The sequence below is a fragment of the Allobosea sp. BK604 genome (assembly GCF_004341515.1).
Taxonomy (GTDB): Bacteria; Pseudomonadota; Alphaproteobacteria; order Rhizobiales; family Beijerinckiaceae; genus Allobosea.
Genome location: NZ_SLZF01000008.1, coordinates 340508 through 352378 on the forward strand (window position 1 = coordinate 340508; position 11871 = coordinate 352378).

At 65.1% G+C, this 11871-nt stretch carries 7 protein-coding genes; 4 read left to right on the top strand and 3 right to left on the bottom strand.

The features are described from left to right. Positions 1-10: 10 nt before the first annotated feature. The gene (locus EV560_RS24860) at positions 11-1066 is read right to left on the bottom strand and encodes an SDR family oxidoreductase (RefSeq protein ID WP_131858507.1); all 1056 of its coding nucleotides are present in this window, start codon (positions 1064-1066) and stop codon (positions 11-13) included. Positions 1067-1208: 142 nt separating this feature from the next. Between EV560_RS24860 and EV560_RS24865 the strand changes: the two genes are divergently transcribed. The 4 genes from EV560_RS24865 to EV560_RS24880 all read left to right on the top strand — a co-directional run bounded on the left by EV560_RS24865 (position 1209) and on the right by EV560_RS24880 (position 10206). Next, positions 1209-2174: an AraC family transcriptional regulator gene (locus EV560_RS24865; RefSeq protein WP_131858508.1), complete on the top strand. Its 966-nt coding sequence runs from the start codon at positions 1209-1211 to the stop codon at positions 2172-2174. Positions 2175-2722: 548 nt separating this feature from the next. Beyond that, positions 2723-4321: an arylsulfatase gene (locus EV560_RS24870; RefSeq protein ID WP_248312194.1), complete on the top strand. Its 1599-nt coding sequence runs from the start codon at positions 2723-2725 to the stop codon at positions 4319-4321. Between the two features lie 324 nt (positions 4322-4645). Continuing rightward, positions 4646-5080 carry an NUDIX hydrolase gene (locus EV560_RS24875; RefSeq protein WP_131858510.1) on the top strand — a complete coding sequence of 145 codons (435 nt, stop codon included), beginning with the start codon at positions 4646-4648 and terminating at the stop codon, positions 5078-5080. Positions 5081-5670: 590 nt separating this feature from the next. Further along, positions 5671-10206: a hypothetical protein gene (locus tag EV560_RS24880; protein ID WP_131858511.1), complete on the top strand. Its 4536-nt coding sequence runs from the start codon at positions 5671-5673 to the stop codon at positions 10204-10206. Between the two features lie 79 nt (positions 10207-10285). Here EV560_RS24880 and hpaI read toward each other — a convergent pair whose 3' ends face one another. Together hpaI and hpaH are read right to left on the bottom strand one after the other, a co-directional pair. Then, positions 10286-11071 carry a 4-hydroxy-2-oxoheptanedioate aldolase gene (gene hpaI, locus EV560_RS24885; protein ID WP_131858512.1) on the bottom strand — a complete coding sequence of 262 codons (786 nt, stop codon included), beginning with the start codon at positions 11069-11071 and terminating at the stop codon, positions 10286-10288. 9 nt (positions 11072-11080) lie between these two features. Beyond that, complete coding sequence (gene hpaH / locus EV560_RS24890) at positions 11081-11863, bottom strand: 2-oxo-hept-4-ene-1,7-dioate hydratase (RefSeq protein ID WP_131858513.1); 783 nt, start codon at positions 11861-11863, stop codon at positions 11081-11083. Positions 11864-11871 lie beyond the last annotated feature (8 nt).

Below are 11871 nucleotides of genomic sequence, written 5' to 3' on the forward strand. Positions count from 1 at the left end.
AGTCGACCTGTCATCGGTCTACTAGTGGACCCCCGAGACCCGGTGTTTCACGCAGCCGGATCAGGCTTTCGGCGGTCGCGACGATGGCGGCGTCCCGCGAGCGCGGTGCCCAACCGAGCAGGCGTATCGCCTTTTCGCTGGTTGCGTTCATGTTCAGCCCAAGCAGGGGGAGGGCGCCCTTCATCACCGGATTTCTGAGGGTGATGAGACGGACCAACCAATTGGGCAAAACCCGCGTCGGGACCTTGCTGGCGGCCGCCCCCAGGCGCTGGCGCAGCACCCTCGCGACATCGATCACCCACATGCTTTCGCCGGAGATTGCGAGGAAGCGCTCTCCCTTGGCGGCCGGATGGGTCATGGCGAGCAGATGCAGGTCCGCCACGTCTCGTACATCGACAAATCCGGAATTGATCTTCGGGCATCCCGGCTGTCCGGCCAGCAGATTCCTGATCAATCCGATGGAGTGCGAATAGTCTGGACCAAGAACAGGTCCGAGAACGGCGGTCGGGTTGACGGCCGACAGTTCCAGCCGGCCTCCCTCCCGCGCGATGAAATCCCAGGCTGCCCGCTCGGAAAGGGTCTTCGATTTCTGGTAGGGCCAGACATGACGCGCCGTAAGGTCGCTCCAGTCCGACTCGTCGAACGGCCTGGTCATCGGCTTGTGTCCAGCGCAGATCGCACCGAAGGCGGAGGTCAGCACCACACGCTTGACCCCGGCGTCGCGGGCGGCGCGTAGGACCCTCAGATTGCCTTCGACGGCCGGCTTGATCCAATCCTCCTCGCGGAGCTGCTCACCTGTTGGTGTCGGCGACGCGCCGTGCAGCACATAGGTGCAGCCGGCGACGGCCTGCGCCCAGCCCTGGTCGGCGGTGAGATTAGCGACGGTGAATGACAGGCGGTCACCCGGCTCGGCGCCGCCGACCTTGAGATGCGCGCGCACCTCGGCTTCCCGCGACGGCGAACGGATCGTGGTCCGCACGCGATACCCGGCCTTCAACAGCGCCAGGATGCAGTACTGCGCAATAAAGCCCGTTCCGCCGGTTACGAGTACCAATTGGTCGTCCATGCTGATGCCCCGAGTCCATGCCGATCGGGGCGGCCGAAGCCGCTGCCCGGCGGTCGATCACCGCTATGGCTCAGCCGAGATAGGGCAGGGCATTCGGACTGTGAATGCTTGAAAATCCGCTTTACTTGCGCAAAAGTCCGGAATGAACGCCGACCCCTTCTCCGACATCCTCAAATTCACGAACGCGGAATCGCTCGTGACCGGCGGCTTCACGGCGGGAGGTGCATGGGCCATTCGCTTTCCGGCGCCGGACAAGATCAAGTTCTTCGCCATCGTAAAGGGCGAGTGCTGGGTCAGCATCGAGGGAGAGGCGGAGCCGCTCCATTTCGAAACCGGAGATGTGGGCCTGCTGTCGGCGAAGCGATCATTCGTGCTGGCCAGCGACCCGAGCCTGCCGCCCGTCGATGCCATGGGCCTGTTTTCCGGCGCCGGCAAAGCGGTAGCAATTTTGGGGGACGGCACTGATTTCGCCCATATCGGCGGCCATGTCCTGCTCGATCCGGCGAGCGGCCGGCTGCTGGCGGATGTTCTGCCGCCATGGATTCATGTGCCCGCGGCGTCGCAGCAGGCGGCGGCCTTCCGCTGGCTGCTCGACCAACTCGTCGAAGAGCGGGCCTCCGACCTGCCGGGGGCGCCGCTCGCCTCGGCGCAGCTCGCCCAGCTCCTCTTCATCCAGATCCTGCGTGCGCATCTCAAGACGTCAGGTGCGATGCCGGCCGGATGGCTGCGTGCGCTGGGTGACGCACGCGTCGCTCCCGCCCTTCGATTGATGCATGGTGATCCCGGTCGGGCCTGGCATCTCGACGAGCTCGCCAGGTCATGCGCGATGTCCCGAACGACCTTCGCTTCGCATTTCAAGGCCGTCGCGGGCGTCGCGCCGCTGAGCTATCTCACGCAATGGCGGATGCGCCTGGCCGAACGCACCTTGCGGGACGAAGCCACCGCGGTGGCGGTCCTCGGCCAATCGCTGGGCTACACGTCCGAGAGCGCTTTCAGCAGTGCCTTCAAGCGCGTGACCGGCATTTCACCCAAGGCCTACCGGAATGCCGCGCGAGCGTCCGCTCCGCACATCGCCGGAAGCCGGAGCAACGCCGCCGCTCCAGGATGAACGCCAAGGGACCTGCCCCGTGTTGATCGCGACTGGGGTTCAGGCTCTTCCTCAGACCGAGGCTGGCGCCGTGACCGGGCCTCTACTGGGCCATGGTCCAGTAGAGGGGCGGCCGATTTATCGGTACGCCTGCTTGAAAGCCTAGCGATCATCGTCGGCCAAAGACGATGGCTGACAACCCGAGAGCAGTATCCCGCGCGGACGCAGCTCGTTGCTGCATTGCGACCGTCCGGTGGCTTGCCGGCCGCAATCCGCGGTCGCGTCGGCAAGCTATGCCTGCTTCCAAGACCTCGGGTGCGGAGTTCCGAAGACCTGGAAGGGGAGGATACGCCATGCAGGCCGAGATTTTCGCCGGAACAACCAATATTTCGCCCGCTGACAATCGATCGAGGCTCAGCGGCATCATCGACAGCGCGTACAAGACGACGCGAGCGGCTCTTCTGGGCGCGACCGCGTTCATCTGTGCCGCGACGGCGACGCCGGCCGCCGCGCAGGTGCCGGCGCCGGCACCCGCCCAGGCGCCGGCCCGACCGAACATCCTGTTCATCATGGGTGACGATATCGGCATCATGCAGCCGAGCATCTACCATCGTGGCCTGATGGTCGGGGAGACGCCCAATATCGACCGGATCGGCCGGGAGGGCGCTCTCTTCACGCATTACTATGCCGAGCAGAGCTGCACGGCCGGCCGCAACGCCTTCTTCACCGGCATGCATCCGCTCCGCACCGGGATGATCCCGCCCCAATTGCCGGGCAGCCCGTCCTATCTGCGGCCCGGCACCCCGGCGCTCGCCAAATTCCTGCTCGATCTCGGCTACAATACCGGCGAGTTCGGCAAGAACCATCTCGGCGACCACACCGATGCGCTGCCGACCGCGCACGGCTTCCAGGAATTCTGGGGCTATCTCTATCATCTCGACGCCATGCAGGGCGTGAGCTTCCCGGACATCAACAGGACCCCGACCCAGCAGACCGTCGCTCCACCATGCATCAACACGCCGATCCCGGGGCTGACCCCGGTCCCCGGCGCGGTGGATCCACGAACCTCGGTTTGCCTGACACCGCCGCGTCCCGTGATATTCTGCACATCGTCCAACGGCACCTCGGCCAACCAGACCTGCCGGGATGAGGGGCCGCTGACCCTGGAACGCTCGAAGACCGTGGATGAGGAAATCTCGGCCAAGGTCGTCGACTTCCTCGAGCGCAACGATCCGAGGCGGACGAACAAGCCGTTCTTCGCCTGGTACAATCCGGCGCGCATGCATGTCACGACGGTTCTGTCGCCGAAATACGAGGCCATGATTGGCGAGCCCGGCGGCAAGGACTGGGGCCTCAACGAGGCCGGCATGAAGCAGATGGATGACAATATCGGCGTCGTGCTGAAGAAGCTCGAAGACATGGGCCAGCTCGACAACACGATCATCGTGTTCACCACGGACAATGGCGCTGAGACCATCACCTTCCCGGACGGCGGCACCACCCCGTTCAAGGGCGGCAAGCTGAGCACCTGGGAGGGCGGCATGCGCGCCCCGGCGCTCATGCGCTGGCCAGCCGGCGGAATTCGCCCGGGCACGGTCAAGAACGACATCTTCGCTTCGCTCGACTGGCTGCCCACGCTCGTCAATCTCGCCGGCGGAGACAAGGGCGATGCGTTGAACCAGCGCATCATGGCGGGCAGCTATCCCGGCATCGTCAAGACCAAGCTCGACGGCGTCGATCAGGCTGAATACCTGCTCGGGCGCTCGGACAAATCCGCACGTGACACGTTCTTCTATTACTCGGGCAAGGATCCGTCCGCGGTCCGATACAAGAACTGGAAGATCTACTTCGCGATGGTGTCGGACTCGCCGGCCGGCTTCATCTCGGGCGTCCAGCCCTTCGCCTGGGCGCAGGTGGTCAATATCAAGCGTGATCCCTTCGAGACCTCGATCGGTACGCAGTTCAAGACGCTCATGGGCATGGGCGGAACGATCGGATCGCCCTCCACCGCCTATATCTACGATTGGAACATGCTGCCGATCGGCCAGGCGCTGTGGTTGAAGGAGCTGTTATCCTACAAGGACTTCCCGCCGATGCAGGATCCGGCGAGCTACAACCTTGAGCAGGTGATGGACCAGATCAAGAATGCCAAGGGGCGGTCCGACTGAATTCCGGCGAAAGCGAGGAAGCGGCCATCCGCAATCGGGAGGCCGCTTCCCTCGAGCCGAGCCTCATGACTGTCGGTCGTTCACCGCGGCGGCCGCGCGGATGAGACAGCAAGCCGGAGCGCGGCCAGATTCATCCGCAGCAAGCCTGGCCGCGCCGACCGGTGCGGCCAGGCGTTTCGCCCGACAGGCTTCGTTCAATAGGGCGAGGACGACGGCCATTCGATCGAGCTGCCTAGCAGTCGGCCGATATCGGCAGCATCCTTGGGTTGCATTTCGTGATGCGCTATGGTCTAGACCTTTCCTGAGCGGAAAGGTCATCGAGGGATGGACGAAGGGCTGCGCACACAGGAGAAGGCTCGGCAGCAGTTCGGCGCCGTTCCGCTTCGCACGGCCGCGGACGGGTCGCTCGAAATTCTGCTGATCACCACGCGCACGACCGGACGCTGGACCATCCCGAAGGGCTGGCCGATCAAGGGCCTGAAGGCCCATGAGGCCGCCGCGCGGGAAGCGCTGGAAGAGGCCGGCGCCATCGGAACGATCGACCGGACGCCGGTGGGCCGCTATCTCTATTGGAAGCGGATGGACGGATATTTCCAGCTCTGCGAGGTGGAGGCCTATCTGCTCACGGTCGAAAGCCAGCTCGACGACTGGCCGGAGCGCGACCAGCGGCGGCATGAATGGTTCAAGCTGAACGACGCTGCCGACCTGGTCGAGGAGCCGGGACTGAAGGCGGTGCTCCGTTCGCTCGACAGCGCCTGAGGCGCGCGCATAGCGATCTGCGCAACCGTGAAAAGCGGGCATGGCCGATGTCGCGATCCAAGCTCGTCCCGAGAGGACGGTTATGGGCGACGCCGATATCCGCTGGTGACGCCGGGTGAACCTACCACGGTCATCGTGCAGGTCGGGCCGCCGCCTTGTCCAGACATCCAGGCTGCGCGCTCGCCGGACGCCAAAAAAATCACTCAAATTTTCGCGTTGGGCCGCAGTCCCTTTCAAGTTAGTTCGACGGAAAATAGCCGGCGAATAACCTTCGGCAATACCGAATGCGGGATAAGCAAAGCCGTGTTCAGCTAATCGAGTTCCGCGCTTAATATATCGAGTTCCGAATATAAGATAAATACGTGGTATCGGCCTATATTTTTAGCATTTAAACATCGTATTCTGAATTCAAGAAACCGTTAATCTTGCGTCATATTCATCGCCCATCCCGCGGCCAGAACATTGCTGTGGTTGGAAACACGCGACCTCGGTCGCGCAGTGATCACCTGTTGGCTCCCACACCTTCGTTCGTCGCACCTGCGCGTTCCGCGCGCGGGCTGGTTGCCTTTTGACTTCGACGAGGATTGCACATGGCTTTTGGTCCCGGTTCCATCGCTTTCACCGGCTACAGCGCGGACAGCGCCGACGCTGTCTCATTCGTCACCCTGACCGACATGCCCGCGGGGACGGTGATCTACTTCCACCAGGGCAAATGGGACGGGGATAGCTTCAAGAACGGCGGCGGTTCGCATTGGAGCTGGACCGCGACCAGCGATGTGCCGGCCGGCAGCGTCGTCAACATCGCCATGTCCGCCTCGGCGCCGCCGACCAGCAATATCGGGAGCCTTGCTGTTCAAAGCTCCGGCGGCACGATCAGCCTCTATCTCGCCGATGCCCTCTATGCCTATGTCGGCGCGTCCAACGCTCCGGAGGCTTTCCTCGCCGCCATCAGCCCGAAAGACTTCCTGGGACAGTCTTATGACCCGCTGACGCTCGCGGGCACGGGCCTCGTCGAGGGCGAGACCGCCGTCGCCCTCGGAACCACCCTCCCATCGGGCTTTGCCGAGATCGGCGCCTATGACGGGCCGCGACTGGGTTCCGGCAGCTTCGCGGACTACCTGGCGCTGATCAACGACCCGGCCAACTGGATCTCGCAGAGCGCGCCCGGCACCGAGGCCTCCGACGGGGTCGGCCCCGACGTGCCGTTCTCGCTCGCCGGCTTCTCGGACGATCCGAACGCCCAGTCGGTCAGCTTCGCCGCGGATTCCCTTCAGATCACGCAGGCCGAGGGCGATAGCGGCGACACGCTCTTCACCTATACCGTAACGCGGACCGGCGGCACGACCGGTACCATCCACTTCACCGGCTCGATCGGCCTGGCCGGATTGACGGGCGCCGACGATTTCGGCGGCACCGTGCCCCTCAATTTCTCCGGCACGATCGCAGAGGGACAGAGCTCCGGCACGTTCACCGTGCGCGTTTCGGGTGACATGCAGTTCGAGCGCAGCGAGATCTTCAAACTCCTGTTGCAGACCGTCACCAATGTCGGCGGCCCTGATGCCGTTCTCGGCGAGGACACTCTGGCGGGCGGGACGGTCGTCAACGACGACCCGGCGCAGACGAGCATCGCCTTCGTCGGCATCAACACCGATGGCGGCGACAATCTCGCCTTCGTGGCCGTCTCGGGCATTGCCGCTGGCACCGTGATCTACTTCAGCGACAACGCCTGGAACGGCTCGGCCTTCACGGGCAGCGAAAGCGTGTGGAGCTGGACCGCCGGCTCCGACATCCCGGCCGGCACCGTCATCACGATGGACAAGCTGAACGTCGCGGGGGCTGCCTCCAGCAATCACGGCACGATCAGCTTCATCACCGGCAGCTCGGCCAATCTCGACGAGAACAATCTCGTCGAGCAGGTCTACGCCTATCTCGGCGCCCCGGGCCAGCCGAGCGCCTTCCTGACGGCGATCTCGAACGGCGCGCTCAGCCTGACGGGGACCGGTCTGACGGTCGGCGTCGACGCGCTCGCGCTGACCCCGGCGGGATCGGACATCGCCTATTATAACGGCCCGCGCACCGGCATGACGACGATGGAGGAGTATCTCGCCGCCATCAACAACCCGGCGAACTGGCTCAAGCAGGACACCTCCGCCGACAACGCCAATGACGGCATCTTGCCGGAGCTGCCCTTCCCGGCACATTCGTTCTCGACAGATCCGAACGTGCAGGTCGTTCAGTTCGCGGCCGGCTCGCTCAACCTGGCCAAGAGCGAAGGCCAGAACGGCACCGAGACCGCCTTCACCTTCACCATCGAGCGCACCGGCGGCACCACGGGCGATGTCGCTTTCAGTGTCCGCGTTCCAGCCGGCACCTATGCGACCGCCGCCAACGGCGCCGATTTCGTCGGCGGCGCGCTGCCGATGATAACCGGCACGATTCCGGCCGGCGCGAGCTCGACGACCGTCACCATCCTGGTGAAGGGCGACGGCCTGTTCGAAGTGGCCGAGCGCTTCCTGCTGGTGCTGGAGTCGGCGTCCAATCCGAATGCCAGCAGCATCGTCGTCGGCAACGACTCGATCGCCGCCGGCACGATCAACAATGACGACAGCGCCCCGACCAAGATCCTCGCCGGCGAGACCCACTCGGCGCTGATCAACGTCGCCACCCAGCTCGTCATCGACCAGGGCGGCAGCCTCGTGGTCCCGACAGGAAACGCCATCAACTGGCAGTCCGCGAGCGCCAATGTCGTGATCGAGAATTCCGGCCTGATCGGCGGCGGGATTACCAGCGCCAACAACAATGGCGGCTCGTTCACGCTCAACAATCAGGCGACGGGCGTGATCCGGGGCGTGATCGACCTCGGCTCGGTCAAGGCGGGCACGCCGGTGACGCTGAACAATGCCGGCCGCATCGAATTGACGACCGACCGGATGGATCTCCGTGACGCCAAGGCCGGCCCGATCGTGGTCAACAACCTCGCCGGCGGCCTGATCCTGCAGACCACCGTCACTCCGGACGTCCTCCGTCCCGGCGCCGGCAGCGTCGTCAACAACTACGGCACGATCAAGCATGCCGACGGGCTGGTCGGCGGCGGCGACGGCGTCGATCTCGCCGCTGACGCCGGCAACGTGAACAACTATGCCGGTGGCGTCATCGAAGCCTCGCGCCATGCCGTCACCGGCGACGGCAAGATGCGGGTCTACAACGAAGGCACGATGATCGGCCGCAACGGCTCGGCCGTGAACATGGACAATGACGGCACCGAAGCGGAGCGGGCTGTCATCATCAACCGCGGCACCATGGAAGGCCGCTCGGCCAATCTCGCCGATAGCGATGGTGATGCCATCGATATCGACGGCCTGCTGACGCTGGACAACTATGGTCGCGTGGCCGGTCTGGGCCATAACGGCTACCATGACGGCGAGCCGAACGTGTCGGAGGGCATCGCCATCGGCGGCGGCATCATCCGCAACTATGCCGGCGGCGAGATCTACGGCCATGGCCGCGCGATCCAGATCGACAATTCGAGCAACGCCAACGCGCTCGGAGCGTCGACGATCACCAATGAAGGCCTGATCCGGGGCGCCGGCAACCTGCCGACCAATGTGACGCCGGCGGAGATCGCCCTGTTCGCCGAGCGCATGCGCGGCGGCGAGGCTATCAACATCGTCGGCAGCTTCGGCGATACCCTGACCAACTCCGGCACCATCATCGGCGGCGTGAAGATGGGCGGTGGCGACGACGTGTTGACCAATTCCGGCACGATGACCGCGACCGGCGGCTCGGCGATCGACATGGGCGACGGCAACGACCGCGTGACGCTCGAAGCGGACGGGGAAGTCGCAGGCGCAATCCTGCTCGGCGCCGGCAACGACACGCTGACCGCCGTCTCCGGCGATATCGAGATCGATGGCGGCGCGGGCAACGACACCATCACTAGCGGCGAGGGCGACGATATCGTGTTCGGCGGCGCAGGCGACGATGTGCTCGATGGCGGCGAAGGCGACGACATCCTCTCCGGCGACGACGGCGACGATGTGCTGAAGGGCGGTGTCGGCGATGACGCGCTGATCGGCGGCATCGGCAACGATGTCCTGTTCGGCGGCGAGGGCGACGATGACCTGATCGGCGGCGAGGGGGTCGATACGGTCGATTACTCCGACGCGGCCGCGGCCATCGTGGTCGATCTCGCCGCCAACGCGGCCGAGGGTGACACGATCGGCTCCGATACGCTGACGGGCATCGAGAACGTCGTCGGCGGCGCCGGCAACGACCTGATCACCGGTGACGATCTCGCCAACGTGATCGACGGCGGGGCCGGGAACGACACGCTGAACGGTGGTGCGGGCGACGACCTCATCCTCGCCGGCGCCGGCGATGACGTCATCGACGGTGGCGCGGGCTTCGACACGCTCGACCTCTCCGGGCTCACCGGTCCTCTCTCGCTCGACTTCGCTCGGGGCCTCGTCTCGGGCGCCGGCATCGGTTCCGACCGCTTCTCGAATATCGAGCAGGTTCTGTTCGGTGCGGGCGATGACGTGCTGACCGGCGGCAATGGCAACGACGCCTTCGACGGCGGCGCCGGCAACGACACGCTGAAGGGCGGCGCCGGTGACGACACACTCTCGGGCGGTGAAGGCGACGACCTGCTCGACGGCGGCTCGGGCAACGATGCGCTCGATGGCGGCAACGGCATCGACACGATCAAGGCGGGCTCGGGCGATGACACGATCGATGCTGGCGCGGGCAACGACATCATCGATGCGGGCTCTGACAACGACATCGTCCTGGCCGGTGCCGGCGATGACAGCGTCGATGGCGGCTCGGGCGATGATCGGCTCACCGGCAGCGTCGGCGACGACGCCCTGACCGGTGGCTCGGGCCATGACGTCTTCGTCTTCGCCGCGGGCTTCGGCAAGGATGCGATCGCCGATTTCAGGACGACGGGTTCCAGCTCGGACGTCATCGAGTTCGCGACCAATGTCTTCGCCGATTTCGGCGCGGCGATCGGTGCAGCTCATCAGGTCGGTGCGGACACCGTCTTCACGATCGATGCCGGCACCGCGCTGACACTGAAGAACGTTCAGCTCGCCAGCCTTCACGCCGACGATTTCCACTTCGTCTGAGCGTCACGGCCAATGCCAAGCGAAAGGGCGCCTTCCGGCGCCCTTTCCGATTCCGATCAGGTGGTCGCTCGGGGACGGCCTATTCTCTGTCTTCGCGACGGGGTGGCTTGAACTCCCGCGCCACTGCTTCGGTGCCCCGCGCCAGAATTCCGGCGTCGATCGCCACCGCCGTGAAGAGCGTTCCCATCTCGATGCAACGCTTGGCGAAGGCGGTATCCGGCGTCAGGATGCCGGCGGGCTTGCCCACCGCGCGGATGCGCCGTATCGCGTCCTTGATCGCCGCCACGACCTCGGGATGGCCGGCATTGCCGACATGGCCGAAGCTGGCCGCCAGGTCGGCCGGGCCGATGAAAATGCCATCCACGCCTTCGACCGCCGCGATCGCCTCGATCTGCTCCAGGGCTTCGCGCGTCTCGACCTGGACGAGCAGGCAAAGCTCGTCCGCTGCAAGCTTTCCATAATCTGCGATCCGCCCGAAGCGCGTGGCGCGGGTCAATCCGGATACGCCGCGAATGCCGTCCGGCGGATATTGGATCGCCGCGACCGCCGCGCGCGCCTCGGCGGCATTCTGGACATAGGGTATCAGCAGGCTCTGCGCGCCGAGATCGAGAAAGCGCTTGATCAGCACGGCGTCGTTGCTCGCCGGGCGCACGATGGCCGAGACGTCGTAGGGCGCCACCGCCTGCAACTGGGCGAGCACCGTGAGCGGGTCGCCCGGCGAATGCTCGGTGTCGAACAGCAGCCAGTCATAGCCTGAGCCGGCCACCGCCTCCGCCGCATAGCTGCCGGGGAGGCTGCACCAGAGGCCGATCTGCTGGCGGCCCTCGCGCAGCGCGCGCTTGAAGCGGTTTTCCGGAAGCTTCATCACCATGCCTCAGACGAAGGAGACGCCGATGGCCCCGAGCGGGCCGTAGTCGGCATGGATGATATCGCCCTTGCGAATGTCAACCGGCCTGGTGAAGGAGCCGCCGAGCACGATCTGGCCCTTCTTCAATCCCGCACCGACATCGCGGAGCTTATTGACCAGCCAGGCGATGCCCGCTGCCGGATGGCCCATGATCGCCGCCGAGACGCCGGATTCCTCGATGATGCCGTTCTGCGAGAGCGTGGCGCCGATCCAGCGCACGTCGACATCGAAGGGGCGGATCGTACGGCCACCGACGACGATCGCGCCGAAGGCGGCATTGTCCGCGATCGTATCGACGATCGCGCGCGGGACCTCCGTGCGATAGTCGATGATCTCCAGCGCCGGAACGACGAATTCGGTCGCGCGCATCACATCGTAGATGCGGCAGCCCGGACCCGTGAGGTCCGCGCCCATGATGAAGGCGAGCTCGACCTCGAGGCGAGGCTTGATGAAGGCCTCGGTCCTGATCTGCGCGCCGTCATTGTAGAGCGCATCGTCGAGGATGCGGCCATAATCGGGCTCGCTGATCTTCGAGGCCATCTGCATCGCGCGCGAGGTCAGCCCGATCTTGTGGCCCGCGACGCGCGCGCCATTCGCGATGCGGGCCTCGGCCCAGAGATCCTGGACGCGATAGGAATCGGCGATCTCCATCTCGGGAAACAGCTTGGAAAGCTGGGTGCAGGGCTTGCGCTCGCGCTCGGCCCTGAGGATGAGGTCTGCGGCCTTGCGGCGATCGTCTTCGCTAAGCATCGGGGTCT